Raw genomic sequence first — 21,981 nt, forward strand, 5'->3', positions numbered from 1 at the left:
CCGTGACATGTCACGGAGAAATGAGCCGCAATTCATGGCGGGCGGCTCATTGTCCGGCGCATGGGGCGCGACGGTTCGAGAAATCCAGCGGCTCCCGCGCATGGCACATGGCGTGCAATGCCCCTCCAAGCGAGGCCGAGCGGCGTCGAGCTTCCGGGACGCACCTGGTCGCGTTCTTCTCACGCTGGCAGGGGAGAAAGAACGATGGTCGACCGCTAGCCTCGAAAGGACGACAACATTGACACACGCCGCGCCCACGCGGTGAACCCGGCGAAGGAGAACGAACATGAAGAATGGTTCGATGAAAAGCCTCTGTCAGATGCTCGCCGCGTCGACGGCCGTGCTGGCGCTCGGAGGCACGATGAGCAGCGCCGAAGCCACGACCACCTGCACCAGCAGCTCGGAGGAAACCCAGATCGCCAGCCTGGTCGGGCAGCTCTATGAGGCATCCACCACGGGTGATATCGATTTCATCGACGATATCATCTCGAACGATCCGAGCGCGCTGTTCCTCGGCACGGCGCCGGGGGAGGTCTATGCCGGCCACACGGCCATCGTTCAATGGTGGGAGGACCTGTTCACCGGCCTCGACGGCCTTGGATACCCGAACGACGGGGGGCTCCCGATCGAGGCCACCGGAGGGCTCCTCCAGCTGAAGCAGCACGGCACCGTCGCGTGGGTGGCGGATGACCCGACGTTCGCTTTGCTGGGCGGCGACGTCCCGAGCCGATTGACCCTCGTCTTCCACAAGGAGAGTAGCGGACAGTGGAAGATCATCCAGGGGCACTGGTCCATCGGCGTGCCCAACGAGGATCTTCCCCTGCTGTGATCGTGGTCCTGAAGGGGCGGCTCGCACGTCGCTGACGCCGCCCCCTGTACGGCTATTTCGTCGGTGCGCAGCTCGCCGGGGTAGACCGACTTGTATGGACGTCGCAGAAGATGCGCTGCACGGGCGACGATCTGTACACGGAGGTTCAGCTTTTACCCAGGGACCCAGCGCACGATGGGGCTTCACGCCGACGGAGACGAAGCAGAGCCTGGCCTGGGTGAAGCGTCACGTCCGGCGGAGGCGGCGGCCAGGAGGAAGCTCCGTCCCCGTAGGCCTATCGCCGCAGGCCCCAGAACTCTGATACGAAGGAGGAATGCACTTTCTATCATTCCTCCAGTTCGCGCAGCGCGGGGGCCTCGTGGCCGCCGCGCTGTCCGTGGGCCTCGCGGCCTGCGCTGTCGACGGCGGGACCGACGCTGCGTCGCCGGACGGCGACGCAGCCCCGCGCATGACCCTCGAGGAGGTCGCGACAGCGGCCTCCCCACCCCCTGCGTTCGTTGATTCGGCCGGCGTGCGCTGGGTCTACGCCGGGCAGGTCGCCCGCACGAGCGCGCCCGCCGCCGACGGGGAGACCAGCGAGGAGCTCGCCGAGGACGAGGCCGCCGAGCTCGAGCCCCTGTCGCTCGTGTTCGCGGACGGGCGCGAGTACATCACGCGCGACACGCTGCCGCGCCTCGACATCGACATCCCTGGCAGCGGCGAGAACGTACATGCGCTGATCAATGGCTCCGACGGCCGCATGCAGATCGTGTCACCGGCGAACTTGTCCCCGCCGTTCTCGAGGGTCGTGTTCCTCGCCAACAGCAGTGTTAGCTGTTCCGGGGCGATGTTCGGCCCGCGTCACGTGCTCACCGCCGGCCATTGCCTGCACAGCGGCAAGCGCTCTGGGAACCACTATGGCCCGACCTCGGCGACGCCCGGTCGCGTGTGCGCGTCCGGCGCCGCCTGCGCGCCGTACGGCGCCGCGGGCGAGCTCGCGCGCATCGTCTCGTCGTCGTGGCGCAGCGGTATCCGCCACCGCTGGCCGGACGATTGGGCGATCCTCATCCTCGACAGCAGCCTCGGCCTCAGCACCGGGTGGTTCGGAGCTGGATCGACGAGCTCGAGCGCGCTCCGGGACGCCCAGGTCACGACGTATGGATACCCGGGCGACAAGCCGGCGGGTACGATGTGGGGTATGTCGTGCGGCGTCGACACCGTGCTTGCACAAAAGTTCCGCTATGAGTGCGACACCATGAACGGCCAGAGCGGGTCGGGCATCTGGATCGACGACAAGCTGGTCGGCATCCTCAGCAATCACACGTTGTTCGCCAACCGCGCGGTCCGCATCCGCGACGAGATCGTGTCGGCGATGAACGACGCGCGCGCGGACTACCCTTAGCGCTTCACCCGATGCCCGAGCTGCACGATGCCATCGCCGTCAGGACAGCGGCGCTGCAGCGCTTCCGGTCGAGCTGGCTCTGCTCACACGCCGGGATCGTCCTCGTGAACGACGTGAGATCGGGCCCGCCGTCGGTCCGGTGCACGATGACCACGACGTCCGTCGGTCGTGGGCCAGTTCTTGACGTACACCGGGGACTCCTGGCGCTCGCCCGCGTCGACGGCCGGCTGCGCCACCGACGCGAGCGGCTCGTCGTCCTCCGGGGCCACGCAGCCAGACGCCGCCACGGCCGCCGAGGTGATGCTCACGAGGGCGAGAGGGGCTTGCCGGCGCAGCCCGCGGGCGCCTCGCTCGCCCCGAGCCGAGGACCAGCTCGGGGGCGAACGCAACGAGGACGCTTTACTCCATGGCCATCACCGCGGTCTCGCCCCCGATGTCCAGGCGCGAAAGAAACGATTCGACGGTCTCTACGGACAGGGAGGCATCCCTCACCATCAACGCGGATTCACGAACCCTGGTGAGCGCTGGAAGCCAGTCGAAGCTCGTGAGCTCGCCCGAGCTCGAGAGTCTGAGCTCGCCCACCTCCGCGAGGGCGTCGAAGCCGTCGAGGCCCGGGCCTTGCAGCAGATGCGTCTGAAAATTCGCGCCGACGCGGCGCAGGTTGCGCAGCGCGGTGAAGTCGTCCGTATGGTTGCGGAAGAGGGTCAGCGAGCCGTCGATATGGACGAGGGAGGAGAGCGGCTCCAAGGCGCCTGGCGTCGTGTCGCTCAGGTGGATCGAGCCTCGGAAGCGGGTGCATCCGGCCACGCTCGTGTAGGGCAGGATCACCAGATCGCTCGGCTGGCCACACACGACCGCCTCGGCGTCGGGGTCCGGCGGCTCCTTGGGAACGGCGTTCGTGAGGGACACCAGCGCGCCGCTGCGCACGTGCGACGTCGCGAAAGACTCCAATGCTTCAGCGGTCAGCTGCGCGTTGCGCCGAGCGATCATGGAGGCGCCGATCTCCGCGAGAGCAGGGAGCCACGAGAAGTCGGCAAAGCCGCTCTCGTAGAGCCACAGCCCGGAGACGTACTGGACCGACTCCAGGCCGCGCAAGGCTTCCGGCGCTGCCATGACCAGCAACCGATCTTCGATCCGCGTCAGGTTGGACAGAGGCCCGAGATCCTCAGGAGGCCCAAGGAGCACCAAGGACCCCGCTATTTCCCTGAGCTCCGTGAGCGCGTCGATCGCCTCGGGGCCATCCAGGCTCAGCAGATGAAGCGTGCCGAGAAAGCGCGTACAGCCGCGCAAGCGCTCCAGCTCGGGCGCGGGTCCGGTCGCGTCTTGAAGGATGTTCGCGCCCACCGCGATCACCTCTCCCGCCGTCCCACAGTCACGACCCTCCGGAGATCCCGCTTGCCCGCCCCCGGAGGGCTCGGCGCCCCCGGAGCCGCCGCTGCCAATCGTCGCCCCCCCTCCACCGCCCGCGCCGGCGCTCGAAGCTCCCGTGGAAGCGCCGCCTGTCGCACCGCTCGGGCCGTCGGAGGTGGTGCCACAGGCCGCAGCCCCGAGAAGCAGCAACGCCGCCGACCCGCTCAGCGCGCCGCAGCATGCCCTTTTCCTCATTCTTCCTCGCATGGTCGCTCGATTCTAACAGAATTCTCACGCGCGAAGGCTGCGCAGGTAGGAGGCAGACCTGCGCGTTTCCGCCGGAGGGCGACCGGGCGGCTTCAACCTGAGTCGGGTCGCTGGTCGGCTCCGCTCAGCGCCCGGCGGATGGCTTGCTCGACGGGTGAATGATCGCCGCGCTGGCGATCGAGCTGCAGCGGCTCGGTCGGGAGCAGGGGCGGCTGGGCCATGAAGCGCGGATGCGTGCCGCGGTGCGTCTGCGCTGCGTGGACCAGGAACGGGTGGCACAGATAGACCGTCCCCGCTTCGCCCGTCGCGAGCACCTGCGGTCGCTGCGCTGTCTCCGCGAAGCCGTTCGCGGCCAGCTCACGCAGCGTCAGTCCCTGCTCGGCTGCCGGCGCCAGCCGCCTCGCGATGTCGAGATGCGACCCCGCTCGAATGCGCGTCGGCGCGTCGGCTTCGCTGACCTCCGAGAAGAGAAACAGCAGGAGCAGCGCGCGGCCGCGCGACGTGACGTTCACGCGCCACTCCATGAAGTCAGGGATCTCGGTGCCGAAGCTCGCGTCGATGTGCCAGCCCGTGTCGCCCGGGTCGTCGGGCGATGGGAAGCGAATGGGGAACGTGCCGAGGGCGGTCAGCGGTTGCCAGCGCCCGCGGCCGACCAGTTGATCGAGCGCGGCTCGGAGCACCGGTGTGTTCGCGGCGTCGGCGAATGGTCGCTGGCCGTACTGCCCGAGTCGAACGACCGGCTTCGTTTAGGTCTTCCGGTCGTGTGGGGCCATGCCTGTGTCACGCCACAGGATGGCGCGGGCCTCGTCGGCGAGGCTCCGAGGAAACGCCGCATCGATGCGGACGAATCCGTCGGTGATGAAGTGCTCGATCTGCGAATGACTCAGCTCGTTCATGGCCGCGGACCACACTCTACCCAATCCAGTATCGGGTTGTACCGGCTTCTTTTACTTACGCGCCGGGATGCGGAAGGCGAATCCGCTGTAGTGCTTGCGCGCGGGGGGTGATGATCGCATTCCGTGTCTCGGTCAATGGAACGAAGGTCTGCACCGCCGGCGTCGGCCCGAACGGCGTTCTGTCGATCGTGGTCGGGCGGAACGCCGGCTCTCTGCAGGCGCTGATCGAGGACGGCGACATGCACATCAGCGGGATGGACTCCGACCGGCGGGAGTATTTTTTCTGGTCTTCCCCCAGGCTCAGGGTCGGGGACGAGATCGGGATCGAGATCCTCGAGGCCGACAGGGGCGACCCTCCTTCGAGGCGCATCCCGCACACCGAGTCGTATCTCGGCCTGAACCTCCTCCACGCCCGTGCCGCGCTGGGCGCCTTCACCGGGTCGATGCTCCGCGATCCCAGGGGGCAGCTCGCGACCATCGCCCGCAGCATCCGGGACATTCTCTCCAGAACCGCAACCGCGATCATGAGCCGCGCGCTTCGTATCCCTGCTGCGCGCGCAGAACGCGCCCTCTGCGTCGAGCTCAACTCGCGGCGATTATGTATCGCCGGTGTACCGCGCCGTGGTCATGTGATGACCTTGATCGCCTGGGCTGGAAGTGAGGGAAAGCGTACCTACAGCCATTTCTTGTTCTCGGTCCACGGGCGGGACGCCCGCACGGACGAACACCTGGACTGGAGCCGTCCGACCCTGGCCGTCGGCGATCATGTATCGATCCGAATCGCTCGATCGATAGAACACGATGCGCCCACGCGACGCGCGGGAGAGAGCGCGTCGCCGTGCGCCATGCCGACGGGGGCCTGACCCGCCCCCCCACGACCGCGCCGGGGACCTCGTGCGCGTCGATCACGCGGACGGCACGGCGACGCGCTTCGAGCTCGGAGGGCTGCACAAGGTCTGCGCGATCCGTCGCCGTCCATCGGCGCGCCGCTGCGAACGGCGAGGAGCGCCACAGGGCCACGCCACGGCGGGGTAGGCCTATCCGACGCTCCGTCGTAGGGCGGCTCACCGAGATCTGGGGGGGGCCACCCGGCCTCGGTGGCGGTTCACCGGGATCTGGGGGGGGCCCCCCCGGCCTCGATGGCGGTTCACCGGGCCTCGATGGCGGTTCACCGGGCCTCGATGGCGGTTCACCGGGCCTCGATGGCGGTTCACCGGGCCTCCGAGGCGGTTCTCCGGGCCTCCGAGGCGGTTCACCGACCCTCCGAGGCGGTTCTCCGGGCCTCCGAGGCGGTTCACCGACCCTCCGAGGCGGTTCTCCGGCAGCGTCAACATCGGACCCGCGCCGGTAGCGCGGCGGCCCGGCCCGGCTCCCTCGCGATGGCGTCCCGCTACTTGACCAGCGGTCCGACGCGGTTGGCGAAGGGCCACCCGAGGCTCTCATCGGTGTGGATCTGCCAGTCGAACGCGCCGCGGAGCGTCGGGTGGTTGCTCTCGATCTGGTTCCACGTGGGGATCGCCTCGTCGACGGACATGTAGTTCGGCTGGTCCCAGATCCCGAACCCCACGACGACGTGCGTCGGGCCGAGCAGCCCGACCCACTCGTTCACGTTGTTGACGATATAGGACTGCTGGTCCAGATCGGGACCGTCGTAATACTGCGGGGCCGCGTAGTCCATGGCGCCGGCCTCCACCATCTCCTTGCAAAACGTCTTGTCGCGGTTGTTCCAGGGGGCCGGGGGCGAGGTGATGAGGAAGCCGGGGTAGCGCCGCTTCAGCTCCAGGCTGATCCACTTCATCTCGGCGGTGTCGGGCGCCTGATCGGCCTCGAAGGTGTTCCAGTCGAGGCCGTCGAACCCACCGAGGTCGTTGTAGATCCCGACCACGCTATCGACGAAGGTCTGCGACTTCGTGCGATTCGGGAAGCTCATGCCAGCCCCGGCGCCGCCGACGGACAGGATGATCTTGCGACCCTGGGTCGTCCGCGCGTACTGGATGTCTGCCTTGAGGTTCGTCGCCGCTCCCCTGCCGTTGCCCGGCGGCGTCCAGGTGACGGCGCCCGTCGTGCCGGGCGACCCGCCCACGGGCTTCGCGGCGAAGAGGTAGATCACGTTGTAGTTGCTGTTGACGTCGCGGATGCGGACGGGCGACGGCGTCCAGTTGGGATAATAGCCACCGACGACCTTGGCCGGCAGCGCGCCGATCGGGCCGGGGGTGGGATCGGGGTCGGGGCCGTCGCTGCAGGCTGCGTACGGCTCCCAGAAGTACGTGCTGACGGTCGGGATATAGCCCGGATTACCGTGCTCGGCGATGTAGGCCGATCCCTGGTAGTTCACGACGGTCCCCTCGCCGTACCACTGCCCGCTCCGCCATTCCGGAGCGCCTGCGCACACGGCAGACACGTTCTGCTCGGCGTCGATCTCGTCCTGCGGCGAACCAGCACCGAGGCATCCGACGCCGCTCGTGGCGATGGCGAGGAGGACAAGTGACAGCCCAGAAGCAGTGGCAGCAGAATTGAGCAACATGATGACCATTCCCTGTCTAAGTGGAGAAGAATGAAGGCTGACGGCCACCTTGCCTGCTGCAGTGTGGCCATGCGGTGTGCGCTCCGGTGTGTTGCACACGGTGTTCCATCGCCGCGATGAGGCGCCGGGGCAGCTCAGCAGCCGGTGTTGTTCCCGGGGCTCACGCCGAGGAGGCGCGTGAACTGCATGTATTTGTCCACGCGGCTCTGCACCTGGGCGGGGTTGCGGCCGTTGCACTCCAGCGCTCCGTTGATGGTGCGGATCGTCTCGCCGAATCCGGCGCCTGTGACCATGGCGTCGTGCGCGGTCCTGGTGCCGGCGCCGGTCTGCGTGGTCCAGAACCAGAAGGCCGTACGCCACGCGACGTTCGCGTCCTGCGCGACAAGATCCGGGTTGCTCTGGAGGGGCAACCCGAGCGCGTTGCCAGCTGCGCAGTAGTTGCCGTTCCAGGAGAGCTGTATCGGTCCGCGCCCGTAGTACGACTTGCCCGGTGCGCAGCTGCAGCCCGGTGGACCCCAGGAGGTATCGCAGAGTTGCGCCTTCGCGATCTCCTCGACGTACACGAGCCCGCCGGTCTCGTGCGAGGCATTGGCGAGGAAGGCCGCGACCTCCCGCTTGCGGGTGTCGGCGTCGCCCGTGGTGGCGAGCCCGGGGAAAGTCGACGCCGCGGCGATCAGCGCCCGGTACGTGTAGAACGGGTTGCGGCCCGGGAACATGGTGTTGAACACCGATTCGCTCAGGATCGCACCAAACCCGTCGCCGCCGCCACCACCGCCACCGCCGCCGCCGCCGCCACCACCGCCACCGCCGCCGCCGCCGCCGCAGCCGGCGTGGGGGTCCCAGAACCACGTGCTGATCGTCGGGTCGTAGCCGGGGTTATCGTGCTCGGCGATGTAGAGAGACCCGTTGAAGATCACGATATCGCCCGTGCGATAGCTCTTGCCCCGCTGCCATGCCGGGTAGCTACACCCGCCGCCGCCGCTGCCACCCGAGCTGGCGCTGCTGCTGCTGCTGCTGCTCGAGCTGGAGCAGGTCCCCGTCTCCAGCCAGAGCGCGGGCACGGCGGAGGGCGTCCAGCCCGCCAGGCTCGTGTGGCTCTGCCTGCACGCGTAGGACTTGCCGTCGTGGTTCACGACAGTTCCGACCGTGTACGCGACGCCCTCGGCCCAGCCTTTTGCGCTCGCACAGAGCGCCGCTTCCTGGCTGTCGAAGTCGTCCTCGTCCAGCGAAGCCTCCGCGACGCATCCGCTCGCATTCACGGCCGCGGCGACGAGGACCAGGGACAGCAATGAACCAGAGATGATGCCGAGTTGGTGCGACATGGCAGTACTCCTTTGCAGTTCGCAGGGGGTGTCTCGCAGGCAGCCCCGCCGGCCGTTTCAGCGCAGCGTTGCCGATCGCGAGGGTCGACCCGCTGCATCGCAAGGAGCAGGCCTGTGGCCGGCGACCTTCAGCGAGCGCCGTTTCTGGCCTCCGTGGCGCGAAGAGCGCAGCGCGCGCAGCGATCGCGCCAGAGGGGGTGATCCACCCGATCACCCTCTCTGGCGATCCCGGGGATCGCCCTCCGGCGATCCTGGGGATCGCCCCTGTCGATCATCACCAGCCAGGCGACGAAGCGCTGGAACCTGCGATCTGGCGCACGAAACAGGGAATCGATTCCAGCCCGCCACCGCAGTGCAGCGTGGATGCCATCTTCCAGGAGACGCTCCGGGGTGAGGGATGGGCCGATGTCGCAGCACGATGTGAGCCAAGCACGGCGGTGGATCGCCCACCAGCGATGTCAGCGCCCCGGCTTCGCGTGACGGGGCGGAGGCACGCGCGCGCGGCGCGCGCGGCGCGCGCGGCCAGAAATCAGTACACGATCCCGGAGTACGGGCAGCGCTGCTGGATCGCCTCGACGTCGCACGGCTCGGGCGGCATGCAGTCGAACGAGGGAGGACAGCTCGCGTCCTGCTCGCAGCCGCAGCCGCACGCGCTCTGGAAGTAGGCCGTGCTCTCGGGGCAAATGAAGTCGATGAGCGTGCACTCCTCCGGGCTGCTGCCCACGTAGCTGCGCCACCACTCGGTCTTCGGGTCGCACGCGCAGGCGCGCTCGGTGCACGCGACGTCGCCGCCGGCCAGGCACGTGCAGGTGTTGCAGCCGTCGAGCGACGGGAACGAGCCGCCCGGCTCGTAGCTCGCGCCGCCGTAGGCGCAGGTCTCCGGGCAGCCAGCGTCCGTGCAGACGACCTTGCCGTCCACCGAGCACGTGCAGGTGTTGCAGCCGTCGTCCGCCGGGAACACGTCCCCCGACTCGTGACTCGCGCCACCGTAGGTGCAGGTCTCCGGGCAATAGGCGTCCGTGCAGATGCGGTTGCCGTCCGCGTCGCACGTGCAGGTGTTGCAGCCGTCGCCCGCCGGGATCTCCTCCCCCGGCTCGCAGGCATGGCACCCGATCTTCGTGCAGGCGACATTGCCGCTGCCGGAGGGGTCGCACGTGCAGGTGTTGCAGCCATCCGAGGCGGGGAACGACGCGCCGGGGGCATGGTCGACGCCCTCGTAGGTGCAGCCGGAGACGCAGGCCATGAGGGTGCACGCGACACTCCCATCCTCGTTGCAGTAGCAGCTGTTGCACCCGTCATTGTCCGGGAACGAGTCGCCAGGGTGGTAGGCGATCCCATCCTTTTCACAGGTCCCGTCAAAGAGGGTGATGTCGCAGCCCGCGAGGGCCCCGGGGAGGGAGACGGCGAGCGAGAACAGGCTGCCGAGGTGGAACCAAGAAAGACGATGGGCTGTCATGGGTTTCGCTCCTGTGCCAAAGAGTGCCACGGCGCCGCATCCGGCTGGAGGCGGATCGACCGCGGATCGATGCTGGAGCGAGGAGGTAGAAAATAACGTGCCAGCGCCGGGCGCCCGGCGCCGCTGCACGGGGCTGTCCGCGCCGGCAGGGGCGGCCTCCAGCAACCCCGCGCCGGAGCGGGCGGCGCGCTCACGCGTCCTGGGTCACCCGGATCCGCGCGATGAACTCGACCCCCGCGCCGGGCTGCGCTCCGAGCGGGGTCAGCGTGACGCTGGCCTCGAGCGCGCGGCTGCGCGGGCAGACGAGGCGGCTCCGCGCGACCGCGCGCGCGGCCGGGAGCGGGGCCTGCACGTCGACGAGCACCGACGCGACGTCGCGCCCGCAAAGGAGCTTCTCGTCCACGCCGAACAGGTCGTGAGCGCTCGGGTTGGCGCCGAGGATCTCCCCCGCGCTGTCGAGCAGGAGGCACGGATCGGCGATCTCGGCGAGGAGCGCCCTCGACCGCTCCTCGAGCTGCGAGACGCTCTCCATCGCGATCACGAGCTCCTCCTCCAGCTGGCTCACCGACGTCCTCACGCCGGCGAGCGAGTCGTACATCCGCGCGATGGTGGTGACGATCTGCCGGACCTCGATGGCCTCGAACGGCTTGCGGAGGATGAGCAGGTTCGGCGGACACCCGAGCTCGATCGCGATCTCATCCCAGCTGTAGTCCGAGTAGGCGGTGCAGATGACCGTGTAGATGTCCGGCGCGACGCTCCAGATCCCCTTGATCGTCTGGATACCGTCGAGCCCCGGGGGCATCCGCATGTCGACGAAGGCAAGGAAATACCTGCGCGGACTGGCCCTGACGAGCGCGATCCCATCCATCCCCGAGTGGGCCGATTCAATGGTGAACCTGAGCCCGTGAAGGGGGTCCGGCTCCTCCTCGGGCGGCTCGGCGCCGAACAGGCGCGACTCGAGGGCCTGCAGCCCGCGGACCATCTCCGGATCGTGGATCGGCCTGGGCACGAGCATCCGCTCCATCAATCCATGGATGTCCGGATTGTCGTCCACGACGAGGATAGGTCGGCTTACGGATTCCGAAGACATGAAGTTCCTCTCGAGTCGCTCAGGCCCCGCCGCGGCCCCCCCCGGGTCTACCGCCGATTCCGCTGCTCCAGCCGGCGCCGGACCGAGGCGACGCGCAGCTCGGCCCGCGCGACGCTGGCCGCGGTGCCGGTGACGCCGGGCCTCGCCGCCAGCGACTCGAGCGCCTCGGACGCGTCGTCGAGCGGCCAGAGGGCGCCCGCCAGCGCGAGCCGCTCGCCCTCCCGGTCGACGAGCTCCGCCGCCGCGGCGCCGCCGAGCGCCCGCCCGAGGCGCTCCACCAGCTCGGCGCGCTCACATCGAGGGGTGCTGTCCGAGGATCCCATGCCTTCGCGTTTCCTTGATCGCCACGTTGCGCGGCAAACATTGGACTCCCTGGCACGGGAGGTGTCAACGATCAGCGTGATGGCACGCACATCCCATCGGTTGACTCGAACTCAATAGGCGTAATCCAGACCACACCGCCCAGCAGATCCCGGGCGTTTGCGGGCGGCGCCGTCGCGGATCGCCGGGGCGGCTTGCGCCTCGCCTCGCGCGCCGGCCGCGCTCCCGGCGCGGCGGTCGATCGCGCGCCGCGGCCTCGTCGCGCGCGCAGCGCGGGCAGCCGAGCCCGCACGCCCGGGCCAGGCCGTCGCAGATTTCATCCGTCGTGCAGAGGTCGTCCGCCGCGAGCGCGCGGGTCGAAAGAGCGCGCGCGGGCCGGTGAGCGCTCGGAGCAGCGTCAAGATCGGCTATCGTCCTCCTCATCGCGGCGCGCGGGCGGGAGAGCGGCCCTCGGCCGGTCGTGGGTGGCCGCGGCGGGGATGACGGAAGGAAGACCGAAGGTGGCGACAGATCACGACAGCATCGAGCGGCTCCGGGTGGAGAACGCGGGACTGCGCAAGGAGGTCGACAGGCTGCATGAGCAGCTGGGGCGCCGGGAGGAGCGGACGCGGCTGATCCTGCAGGCGGCCGTCGATGGATTCCATGTCGTCGGGATGAACGGCGAGATCCTCGACTGCAATCCATCCTTCGCCAGCATCGTGGGTTACGAGCGGAGCGAGCTCCTGACGATGAACATCGGCCAGATCGACGCGCAATCGCCGCACGAGGTCGCCGCGATCATCGAGGAGATCAAGGCGAAGGGGGCGCTCCGCTTCATCACGAGGCACGTCCACAAGGACGGCCGCCCGATCGACGTCGAGGTCAGCTCTCACCTCGTCCGCAGCGGGGACGAGCAGTTCTTCTCGGCCTTCTCTCGCCCGCTCACGGAGCAGCTCAGGCGCGAGCAGGCGCTGCGCGAGAGCGAGCAGATGTTTCGAGCGATCTTCGACGAGACGTCGATGTTCATCAGCCTGCTCACCCCGAGGGGGGAGCGGCTCGAATGCAACCGGACGATGACCGATTTCATCGGGGTTCGTCCCGAGGACGGGCGCGGCGAGCCGCTCTGGCGCGCGCCGTTCTGGGGCGGCGCGCCGGGCGTGGAGGAGCGGGTGAAGGCGTGCGTGCTGAAGGCCGCGTCGGGCGAGCCGACCTCGTGCGAGCTGGAGATCCACGGTACGGGCGGGCGCGTGGCCACGCTCGACCTCAAGATGAAGCCGATCCTCGACGTGTCGGGCGAGAGCGTCCTCGTGGTCGCCGAGGGGTACGACGTGACCGAGCTCCGGCGGGCCGAGGCGGAGCGGGCGGCGCTTCAAGCGCGAATGATCGACGCGCAGGAGGCGACGATCCGGGAGCTCTCGACGCCGCTCATCCCGCTCGACGCGGGGATCCTCGTGATGCCGCTCGTCGGGCGGCTCGACCGGGTGCGCATCGAGCAGCTGCTGGAGCGGCTGCTGCGCGGGGTGGTGGCGCAGCGCGCGGCCACGGTCATCCTCGACGTCACCGGCGTGCCGGTGGTGGACGCCGAGATCGCGGACTCGCTGCTCAGGGCGGCCCAGGCGGTCAAGCTGCTCGGCGCGGAGGTCATCCTCACCGGCGTCGGCCCCGAGGTGGCGCAGACGATGGTGGGTATCGGCATCGATCTCCGGGAGATCGTCACGCTGAGCTCGCTCCAGAGCGGGCTCCACCACGCGCTCGGGCGCTCGCGGCGCGGGAGCAGGGCGGGCGGCTCGCGGCGCCGCGGAGGCTGAGGGGCTGGCGGGCGGCCGCGGTCAGGGGCGGGTCAAGGGAAGCGCTTCACCGGCGCATCGGCTCCGCGAGCCAGCGCACCAGCGCGTCGCCATCGAGATCGAGCAAGGCGTCCTCGACCTCGCCCGGTCCGATCGCCTGTGCGCGCTCGACGATCGAGCGCTCCTCCTCGGTCGTCGGCCGGCGCCCGACCCGCCGCGCGAAGAGGCGGCCGAGCAGCTCGGCGATGACCCTCTCCGCCGCTTTCTCCGCCGCTTTCTCCGCGCTCTTCGCGGCCTGCTGCGCGGCCTGTTGCGCGGCCTGCTGCTCGGCCTCGAGGATCATCTCCCCGATGATCGGCATGCTCCGGAGCAGCTTCTTCTCCGTCTCCCTGTCGTCGAACAGCATGACGAGCTCCTTTCGCAGATTGTGACCCCAGGGGTCGATGGCCGCCATCACCAAGAGCGCGGCGTAGAGCTCGACCCGCTCCTCGCCGGTCGACGCTCGCGCGTGGATCTCCGCGACGACCTCCCGCAGCGCCACCGCGGTCGCGTCGCGGGCCAGCGGGGCGAACACCAGCCAGAACACGCTGCCGCGCGCCCGGAGCTCGGCGATCGTGCGCTGGTAGACCGCGTCGATGCGGAAGTGCGCGCCGCTGAACGGCCGCTCCGGCCAGGCCGTGCGACGCTCGCCCGTCGCGGGCAGGCGCCGCCTGTGGCCCGAGAGGACCACGGCGACGCTCTCGATGGGCGGCACCGGCTCTCCGGGCGCTTCGGTGCGAAGCGCGGCAAAGAGGAAGCCGAGGTACTCGAAGACCCGATCAGGCACGTCGTCGCGCAGCGCGAAGCAGAACTCGACGTGCAGCACGCGCAGCTCGCCGCCGACGCGCAGGCGCAGGGCCTTGTCGAGGCGTCGCTCGAGCTTCGTGACCTGGGTGTCGACCCACCCGAGGACCTCGACGGAGCGCCCCTCGGGGACGAATACGCGCGCCAGGTCTCCGGGGCATCTCCGGGCGATGTGGCGCAAGGTGATGTCGGCGTCTCCCATGCGCCGCGCACCTGGCAGATCGCGTGCCGTGAGCGCGGATGGGTCGAACGGCGAGGGTTCCGGGGCGTGGCGTGCGCCGCGGGGATGACGCCGCCATGGCGGGGGCGGCATCGCCACCGTGCGGGCCACCTGGCATGGTGGCATGGCGCTCTCACAGCCCGGCGAGCGTGATGCCACACCACGGTCAGCTCTCAGGCGCTGCGCCCGCGCGCCTCGCGCACCAGCACCACCATGGCCTTCCGCACCTCGTCGCTCGTCGAGACCGGCGCATCGAACGCGAGCCGCGCCGCCTTTGGCCCTGCGGGCGTGATGACGTCCAGCTCGAAGCCGTAGCGATCGACCGAGGTCATCGTGGCGCCGGTAGCGTCCTTGATGCCGGCGAGGGCCTTCGCATACGCGAGGACGGCGTCGGCGTGATCGGTGTTCATGTGCTCGAGGATGCGCGCGGCGTCGGCCGCGAGCGGATCGGGCTCGGCGGCCGCGTACGCGTCGGCCTCGACCCAGGACATCCGGCCGAAGCCGCCGACGTAGCGGATCGACACGGGGTCGAGCCGATAGAAGGAAAAGTCAGTAAAATCCACGTAGTACGACGCGCGCGGGTGCGCCGCGAGGAAGGTCTTCCGGGCGGCCGCCGCGTCGGCGCCGTCGAGCGGACGGCACGGGCCGATCAGCGTCATCCGACCGAGCGCGAGCGGGTCCGTCCGGCCTTCGGCGGGCTCGGCGACGAGCAACGACGCCTCGGGACGGACCTTGAGGTTGCCGGTGTGCTCGGCGAGCGCCGAGAGCAGCAACAGCGGCCGTCCGTGTGCGTCCACGGCGACGGTGACGAGCGAGCCGTAAGGATAGCCGGCCGGGTCCCGCGCGAGCGTGCACAGCGTGGCGGAGCGGGCCCGCTGCGCCAGCGTACGGCAGCGCTCGGCGTGGCTCGGCGACGGGGCGTTCTGGACAGGGGGCGCCGCCTCCGAGGCAGAGCCCGGTCGGCCGTGATCTGTGGGCGTCGACATGGAGGGCGGGTAGCACGCCCGGGGGGTTGCCGGGAACCCGGGAGACGGTGCACATCAGGGGCGCTCCGCGGTGCATCGAGCTCGGATCGCTCGATGGCAGAGGCGGTGCGTTCCGGCCGATTTCTGTTCTCCGTCGGTTCAGCTCGGCTCGTCGAGCACGTCGGTGAGCGTGCCGGCGGTGGCGGCCTGCTCGAGCCAGCGCTCCAGGCGCTCCGGGTCCTTCTGGGCGACGATGCGCTCGCGTGCTGCGTCCGGCACCGCGATTCCGCGCGCGCGGAGCACCGTCAACAGCGCGCGTGCGGCTTCCTCGATGCGCCCCTGCGCGACGTACTTCTTCGCGAAATCGCTCTGGTACTCGTAGCCCTTCATCATCGCCTCCAGCGCCCGGCGAGCCGCCTCGTTCAGGGAATTGTACAGGAGATCGTAGTAGAATCGGGCGCGTTCGTCATCGAGCCCCTGAAGCGCAGGCAGCACCGCGCCGGCGATCGTCGCGCCTTGCACCGTCTCCCCGTGGGCCATCGCGGAGAGCACTCCCAGCTCCGGTCGACGGGTAGCTTCCGCTGGGTCCGTCACGACCGGAACGCTGTTGCGACGGAGCACGGGCGGCCCAGCACCGCCGATACCGCCCGGCAAGGACGGCTCACGTGAAGGTCACGGCTTGGTCGCTCGGAGCGCGCGGAGGATGGCCGGGAGGTCGTCGTGGTCTTGGTAGGGCAAGACCTGCACGTTGAACTCGCGCTGAAAGCGATCGCGATCGCGCGGGTCCTTCATGAGCGCATAGTGACGGCTGGTCGCCGTTCCGAAAGCCCGGACGTTAAGCTCGAAGACGAGATCGAGGTCCAATGGATCGTTGATGCCGTAACCAACGAGCAGGAACGTGTAGGTCTGGAGCAAATGGCTCATCGTGCACTGGTAGGACTCGTCCCTGGTCGCCAAGGCGTACTCGCCCTGAGTCATCACGACGGACTCTTCGTCATCAGCGGTACCGTGAATCTTGTACAACACCTTGCGCCTCTCGCCGATATCGGAGAGCGCACTGTCGGATTTCCGCCAGGTATAGGGCTGCCGTCCGGGCTCCGCCGTTTCGAGGAGCTGGTCGTAGTTCGTGGTCACGAGGACGTCGAGCCCCAGATCGACGAGCGCGCGATGGACATCGCCAGGCGCCGCGTTAGCCGGGCGGAAGATGGCATTTAGCGCCGCCTGGTACCGGCGCGCGTTGCGGAGGCTGGTCTTCGGGAGGTCGAGCACGGCAAGCATGCTCTCCAGCGACACATGGCCCGCCTTCAAGTACGCGCGCAAGCCGTCGAGCTGCGCGGACTCGAGTACCGCATAATTCTGGGCCTGCTCGAAAAATCGCTCGGGCAGCTCGTTCCAGCTAGGAAAACTCCCCTGGACGTCGCGGGCCATGGACAGGCCCGAGCCAAAGAGCACAGCAAGCTTGTTCTTCCTGTACGCTTCGACGAGGGGAGCCGGAAACGAGAAGCGGTGCATGGCGGCAGGTAGAGGATGGCTGGGCATCGTCTTAAAGGCGGTGGAGCCGAGGTCGATGACCTCACATGGGGATCGGGGGATCCAGGTTCCCTGAGCGGCGGCATCTTTCGCGCCGTGGATGGCCCAGGTGAAGTCGCGGTCAGGGAAGGTCTGCTGGATTTGCTCGATCGCCGCGACGGCCTCGAGGGTGCCTCGCGAACTCAGCTCGCCGAGCAGCGAATTTCGCAGTTCAGCCACCCTACGGCGTGAAGTAAAATCATTCATCTCACCTTGCCGATCTTGTGGGTCGCTATCGCTCGAAAAATGTCGCTCGATCCAGACATAGATCATCATGGCATCCGCGTTCAACAGGCACTTACACCAGGAACTCGAATACCGGCGATCGATCTCGCGAACGAAGGTGATAAACACCTCCTCGCCGAATGCCGGATCCGCCTCGAGAAGAGGCCGCACGACGGGCCAGCCTATCTTGGGGTTGAAGGCCATGAGCGCATGAGCTGCCGCGTGTGCGCGAAGCCGTCCAGGACTACCCTCAGGAATCGGAGCGTTCAGGATCGACACCGCCGCGTCCGTTGCACCCTCGACCGCATGCAGGATCAGCTCATCCAGCAGATCGCCGAGGAATCGAGGCTTCAGATCCGGACGCCGTGCGTACTCGAGCAAGAAACGCCCGAGGTCCGCGTCCCAGCACGCTGCCAGATGGTGAAGCCGGCCTGGGTAGCCGTGCTTGCGATGATCCTCATCAAGCAGTGCGCGCAGCACATCCCGCACGCGCGATGGTTCGGCCCGATACGCGCGTGCTACGACTCGTTGGCTCTGCGCGTTTACATTGGGTGCAAAGGCGAGGGCGATGGCGCTCCAGTTCGCCCAGACGGTGACAGCATGCTCGTCGAGCCACGCGGGGTCGAGCGCGTCAATCAGGCAGACATACCTGTAACCAACGGCAGCAGGGTGATAGCCATATGGAACTTCTACACCTAACCACTCGCCGGAGCGCTCATTGGCAAGTAACAGGTATTCGCGACCGACATCGAGAACGCGATTCTTAGTCTCTTCGTCGGCACGTTGCCAGCCGGGGAATTTCCTAAGATCCTCCCTGTAGTACAAATCGTTACGCAACCCACCCTCAGAATCCACCGCAAGCAACGATTGGAGTCTCCACCCGGCATCGATGTCGCCATCTCCGAACCGTCGCAAGCAAACCTGGATGCGCTTCTGCACACGCGGAACTCTTGGGGACGCGCGCGGCTTTACCCGAAAGCGACCACGAAACTTTGGCTCTCTTTTAGGTTTGGTGGAAGCGTGGCCACGTGTGAACAGGTTGCAGCGAGAGACCTGAACAGCAGAGATGAATCAGCGCGATGAGGGAGGAGGCTCCGTGGAGGCCGTAGGACCGTCGCGTGATGGTGCGCACCTTGCCATTGGTGCCTTCCGAGCGTGCGTTCGACAGCCCGCTCGCGACGTAGGCGACGATGCCGTCGAGATGGTGACCAATCGTTCGCGCCGCTTTGGCGAAGGGCTTGAGACCCGAGTGCGTGGCCCACGACATCCACTCTTCGAGTTTCGCCAGTACGACATTCGGCTGACGCCGATCGAGAATGGCTGCGAACGACTCCTTGAGCAGGTAGGCGCGGTAGAGCGTCGCGTTCGTCTTCGGCAGTTCCGTCAGCTTCGCTTGCTCGATTGCAGTCAGATTCCAAGGGTTCTTCTGCAACGCGAATCGGGTATGCTTCAGCGCGCTGCGGTCTTCGGGGTCTTCGATTGTCCTCACTTCTGCACGGCGTACTTCGTCGAGCGCGTCATGAACCAGCCGCTGGACATGAAAGCGGTCAAAGATGATCTGCGCGTTCGTCGCCGACTCCGAGACCGCCGAGATGTACGCTTTCGACATGTCGATCGTGACCGCCTGGATGAGCGCGCATCGCTCCGAGCCGAGCTCTTGGAAGAAGGCCCGGAGCGTGTCGGCGTTCTTCCCCTCTCGCGCCCAGACCACGCGCCCGGTGACGTGGTCGACCACGATGGTCACGTACTTGTGGTGTTTCCTGTAGGAGAGCTCGTCGATGCCGATGTGCGTGAGCCCGTCGAGGATGTCGCGGGGAAGCCGCCGCTCGACCACGCGACTAATGATTGCACCGACCGTCGCCCACGCGACGCGCATCATCGTCGAGACGACGGTCTTCGAGGTCATCTGCGCCAGGTAGCCGACCGTCTCCTCGAAAGCGTGCGTGAACCAGCTCATCGGGTCGGCCCACGGCACCATCTCGGTAGTCACTCCGCACCGCGGGCAACGCAACCGCCGCGGCGAGTACCGGAGCTCCAGCGACATCCCCGCGAGGTCGAGGTGACGCCAGCAACGCGGTTTCCGCTGGTCGTACACCTTCCTCACCGGGCGACCGCACCCTCCGCAGCGAGGGATCTCCGTGGTCGGCTCGACGTCGCAGACCAGCCCGTCCGCCGTGAATTGCGCGCCCGTGACGCGAGTGAACTTGATTCCGAGGACATTGTTGAGCAGAGTGGTCGCGCGCACAGCCGATCGGGCTCCAAGGGTTGGTGTCGTAACCCCCGAGGTAGCCCGTCGGCTGTGCGCGTTCCATCCCCAATCGCACCGCGCCATTCCTGCGCCGAGCTCGCCCGCAACGCCGCGGGGGCCGGGACCAGGTCACGCAGCCGCGCTTCCACCAAACATCTCGGAGAGCCGAAACTTTCGAGCCTGACGGCATTCGCGCCGCATCCACCGGGACAGGGCTGACCCGAGTTCAACGTTCTTGATGAGCCATGGCATTGCCTCGCGAATCTCGCTGAATTCATCCACTGCTCCGAGGATAGGGTCCGCGACCTCGAAGGCCCAATCCGAGAGTGCAACTTGCCTCAAGATCGCAGCCCAATGCTCCCGCTCCAGCGGGGTCGCCCCGTTGCGGAGCTGCTCGATGACCCAGGGGACGTCCTTTGGGAGGACAAGTCCGTGATGGACGATCAAAAACGTATCGTACGGCCCCCAGGGCAATAAGGCGACCATCGCGGTTGCGAGCAGGCGTCGCCGACCATCGTCCCGCGCTGGATCCGGGGTCTCCTCGTCGCCGTGACCGCGCCGCACGAAAATGACGTCATGAACCGCCAGACGCCGAACCACGGCCTGAGCGAGCAGGGCTCGCACCTGGGCGTCCTCGAGCCGCTCCCAGGCCATCCGCAGAATCTTGTCGAGCAACCTGGTGAGCGCAAACGGTGCGTCACGGCGTGAGGGCAGCACGAGGGTCCAGCGGAGTGCCTCCGGCAGAGCTGGTGGAGGCAGCGTCATGCTCAATCTATGCAGAAAATCCCCGTAAGACCCGCCGTGCGACCGCTCTTCGAATGGCTTCAAGGCAGCAAACAGCTCGGCGGCGGTGATCTCGTCCGGCCAGAGAGCCAGCAACGCATATCCCTTCAACTCGTCGTCCAGATCAACTTCGCAATCGCCACGAAGAAGCGGCAAGAGCCGTTGCTTGGCCTCCCGAGATCCGATGTGCGCGAGCGTGTGCGCGGCCGACGAACGGATTTCTATGTGTTCGCTGCCGTCGAGCACCACGTCCGCCACCACGTCTTGGAGCGCTACCACCTGGCATGCATCCACGATGTCCAGAGCTGCCCGCCGGGCCATGGTGTAGCGGTCACGCCCCACGAGATAAGGACGCAACTGGTCGGCGAGCCCGGCGTGGTCGAGGCGCGCCAGAAGCTCACTCCGGTGCAAAATCGTCATGTTCGACATCTCTCGCCGGTCGAGCTTCTCCAGCAAAGCAGCAACCAATGCCTCGCGCTCCGCGTTCCCGACCAGCGCGAAGTCGCTCCCGAGCAGCGATCCGGGGTCCACGACGAGCATGCGCTGGAAGAACTCCTTCCTCATGCTTGCCAGGCTCATGCTTGCCAGCCACGCCACCGTCTCGCGCAGCGCCGGGACCACGCGGCCCATGGCTCCGTTCGAGACCTGGCCCACCAGATGCTCCGTCGATAGCCCTCGCTCATGCAGGAACCGAGCGGCCAGGAACTCGGCATATGTCTGGTGGGCCCATCCAATCTGGTCGCTGCCTCGCGGCGCGAACAAGCCGCTCACGTTGAGCACATCTTCGAGCGCGTCGCTGTCGACTGTCACCTGGCCGGACGTGCTCGGCTCGGCGGCCCCGACGAGGTCTTCGATCGTGACGGCCTCCGGCGGCACGGTCCCCAGATCCTGGCCCGTGAACACCACGCTGCGACGTCCCAGGACGCAGACCGCCGCGATCCGGGAAGCGATAGCCAGTCGCTCCGAACCGCGCAGCCTCCAGGTATGGCGTGCTCCCCGGCGCGATTTGCTCGACTCCTCGCAGAGGATCCGGCACCCCTCCTCATACAGTTCCAGCCGCGTGCGTGGCAGCTCCCCGCGCCGTCGGTACTCCTCCAGCAGGAATCTCAGCGTTATCGGCTTTATCGCCAGCGATCCGGCGTCCACCCGCGCGGCCTCGGCGAGGAACCCGGCCGCATCCTTCCCCGCAGCCAGCTCGACATCGCTCTGCCGCAGCGGCGCCAGACCATGGAAAGTCGCCTGCAGTTCTTCTCCCTTCGGCTTCCACAGGAGCGGGAGTTGCTCGTCGAGCATGGCAGGCCATTCCGCCGAGCGGCACGCGATCCGCAGCCGCAAGGAGTTGACCGGCCCACGCCGGATCTGGTCGATGAGCTGCGACGCGATCCCGTATGCGCCCTGCGGGTGCTCGTCGAGGCTGTCGACGACCAGCGTGAGGGGGGCCCGACCCGCGCGCCATTGCTCGAACGCCTCCGTCGCGAAGATCTGCTTCTGCAGGTCGGGGCTCCACCGGCAGTCGACGTCGAGCAGCATCGCAGACCGACCCGCACGGAGACCGTCCACGTAGGCGCGCACCGCAAACGATTTCCCGCTCCCGGGCTCTCCGAGCAGCGCGACGCATGGCGTGTCCTCGAGCTGCTCCAGCGTCCGCGCCTGCGGGTTCATGTGCCGCCCGTACATTCCCTCGGGATCGGCCAGGTACCCGCGCCCATCCAGCACGGGGGCCGTGTCACGCGGGATCCAGAACCGCCTCCACGGAATGTCGATTTCGCCAAGCAGGCCTTCCATCATCCACCTTCGCGTGCGCTCACCTGCCCTCTTCGAGGTCGCGTCGTCAAACGCCACGCGTTCTCTCCGCCTGGTGCTCACGCCCCAGCTCGGGAGCGGCTCGAAGGAGGCGAACGGTCCGCTCGTGATCAGCAACGAGAG

17 protein-coding genes and 1 pseudogene are annotated in these 21,981 nt (G+C 67.9%); 4 read left to right on the plus strand and 14 right to left on the minus strand.

What is annotated here, in order from left to right; translation table 11 throughout:
* Nucleotides 1-301 precede the first annotated feature (301 nt).
* Complete coding sequence (locus WMF17_RS21700; protein WP_437651033.1) at nucleotides 302-829, plus strand: nuclear transport factor 2 family protein; 528 nt, start codon at nucleotides 302-304, stop codon at nucleotides 827-829.
* A gap of 313 nt (nucleotides 830-1,142) precedes the next feature.
* The gene (locus WMF17_RS21705; RefSeq protein ID WP_437651035.1) at nucleotides 1,143-2,210 is read left to right on the plus strand and encodes a trypsin-like serine peptidase; all 1,068 of its coding nucleotides are present in this window, start codon (nucleotides 1,143-1,145) and stop codon (nucleotides 2,208-2,210) included.
* Between the two features lie 83 nt (nucleotides 2,211-2,293).
* On the opposite strand, the gene WMF17_RS21710 is transcribed toward WMF17_RS21705, so the two are convergent.
* The 3 genes and pseudogenes from WMF17_RS21710 to WMF17_RS21720 form a co-directional block, all read right to left on the minus strand.
* Complete coding sequence (locus tag WMF17_RS21710; protein WP_437603995.1) at nucleotides 2,294-2,518, minus strand: hypothetical protein; 225 nt, start codon at nucleotides 2,516-2,518, stop codon at nucleotides 2,294-2,296.
* A 91-nt stretch (nucleotides 2,519-2,609) separates the two neighbouring features.
* A complete protein-coding gene (locus tag WMF17_RS21715; protein ID WP_437651037.1) occupies nucleotides 2,610-3,554 on the minus strand; it encodes a hypothetical protein in 945 nt (314 codons plus the stop codon).
* A 365-nt stretch (nucleotides 3,555-3,919) separates the two neighbouring features.
* Nucleotides 3,920-4,723: pseudogene (locus WMF17_RS21720) on the minus strand (phytanoyl-CoA dioxygenase family protein).
* Between the two features lie 110 nt (nucleotides 4,724-4,833).
* Here WMF17_RS21720 and WMF17_RS21725 point away from each other — a divergent pair.
* Complete coding sequence (locus WMF17_RS21725) at nucleotides 4,834-5,586, plus strand: hypothetical protein (RefSeq protein WP_437651039.1); 753 nt, start codon at nucleotides 4,834-4,836, stop codon at nucleotides 5,584-5,586.
* Nucleotides 5,587-6,113: 527 nt separating this feature from the next.
* Here the strand turns inward: WMF17_RS21725 and WMF17_RS21730 are convergent.
* From WMF17_RS21730 to WMF17_RS21750, 5 genes are all read right to left on the minus strand, one after another.
* Entirely contained in the window at nucleotides 6,114-7,247 is a 1,134-nt protein-coding gene (locus tag WMF17_RS21730) for a glycosyl hydrolase family 18 protein (RefSeq protein ID WP_437651041.1), read from the minus strand.
* Between the two features lie 134 nt (nucleotides 7,248-7,381).
* The gene (locus WMF17_RS21735; protein WP_437651043.1) at nucleotides 7,382-8,569 is read right to left on the minus strand and encodes a glycoside hydrolase family 19 protein; all 1,188 of its coding nucleotides are present in this window, start codon (nucleotides 8,567-8,569) and stop codon (nucleotides 7,382-7,384) included.
* Between the two features lie 529 nt (nucleotides 8,570-9,098).
* The gene (locus WMF17_RS21740; protein ID WP_437651044.1) at nucleotides 9,099-10,025 is read right to left on the minus strand and encodes a hypothetical protein; all 927 of its coding nucleotides are present in this window, start codon (nucleotides 10,023-10,025) and stop codon (nucleotides 9,099-9,101) included.
* A 190-nt stretch (nucleotides 10,026-10,215) separates the two neighbouring features.
* On the minus strand, nucleotides 10,216-11,115 hold the full coding sequence (locus WMF17_RS21745) for a PAS domain-containing protein (RefSeq protein WP_437651046.1): 900 nt from the start codon (nucleotides 11,113-11,115) through the stop codon (nucleotides 10,216-10,218).
* A 47-nt stretch (nucleotides 11,116-11,162) separates the two neighbouring features.
* Complete coding sequence (locus WMF17_RS21750; RefSeq protein WP_437651048.1) at nucleotides 11,163-11,438, minus strand: hypothetical protein; 276 nt, start codon at nucleotides 11,436-11,438, stop codon at nucleotides 11,163-11,165.
* Between the two features lie 498 nt (nucleotides 11,439-11,936).
* On the opposite strand from WMF17_RS21750, the gene WMF17_RS21755 reads away from it, so the two are divergent.
* Nucleotides 11,937-13,223: a PAS domain S-box protein gene (locus tag WMF17_RS21755; protein ID WP_437604003.1), complete on the plus strand. Its 1,287-nt coding sequence runs from the start codon at nucleotides 11,937-11,939 to the stop codon at nucleotides 13,221-13,223.
* 46 nt (nucleotides 13,224-13,269) lie between these two features.
* Here the strand turns inward: WMF17_RS21755 and WMF17_RS21760 are convergent, their stop codons facing one another.
* The 6 genes from WMF17_RS21760 to WMF17_RS21785 form a co-directional block, all read right to left on the minus strand.
* Nucleotides 13,270-14,247, minus strand: coding sequence for a hypothetical protein (locus WMF17_RS21760; protein WP_437651050.1), 978 nt, complete (start codon nucleotides 14,245-14,247; stop codon nucleotides 13,270-13,272).
* 191 nt (nucleotides 14,248-14,438) lie between these two features.
* Nucleotides 14,439-15,251 carry a HugZ family protein gene (locus WMF17_RS21765; protein ID WP_437651052.1) on the minus strand — a complete coding sequence of 271 codons (813 nt, stop codon included), beginning with the start codon at nucleotides 15,249-15,251 and terminating at the stop codon, nucleotides 14,439-14,441.
* Nucleotides 15,252-15,389: 138 nt separating this feature from the next.
* Nucleotides 15,390-15,770, minus strand: a complete 381-nt coding sequence (locus tag WMF17_RS21770; protein WP_437651054.1) for a hypothetical protein — start codon at nucleotides 15,768-15,770, stop codon at nucleotides 15,390-15,392.
* Between the two features lie 132 nt (nucleotides 15,771-15,902).
* Nucleotides 15,903-17,963, minus strand: a complete 2,061-nt coding sequence (locus WMF17_RS21775; protein ID WP_437651055.1) for an SIR2 family NAD-dependent protein deacylase — start codon at nucleotides 17,961-17,963, stop codon at nucleotides 15,903-15,905.
* 64 nt (nucleotides 17,964-18,027) lie between these two features.
* Nucleotides 18,028-19,356 carry an ISL3 family transposase gene (locus WMF17_RS21780; protein ID WP_437644356.1) on the minus strand — a complete coding sequence of 443 codons (1,329 nt, stop codon included), beginning with the start codon at nucleotides 19,354-19,356 and terminating at the stop codon, nucleotides 18,028-18,030.
* Nucleotides 19,357-19,401: 45 nt separating this feature from the next.
* Nucleotides 19,402-21,897, minus strand: a complete 2,496-nt coding sequence (locus WMF17_RS21785) for an NACHT domain-containing protein (protein ID WP_437651057.1) — start codon at nucleotides 21,895-21,897, stop codon at nucleotides 19,402-19,404.
* Between the last annotated feature and the right edge of the window lie 84 nt (nucleotides 21,898-21,981).

Source organism: Sorangium sp. So ce362, from assembly GCF_051519845.1.
Classification (GTDB): domain Bacteria; phylum Myxococcota_A; class Polyangia; order Polyangiales; family Polyangiaceae; genus Sorangium.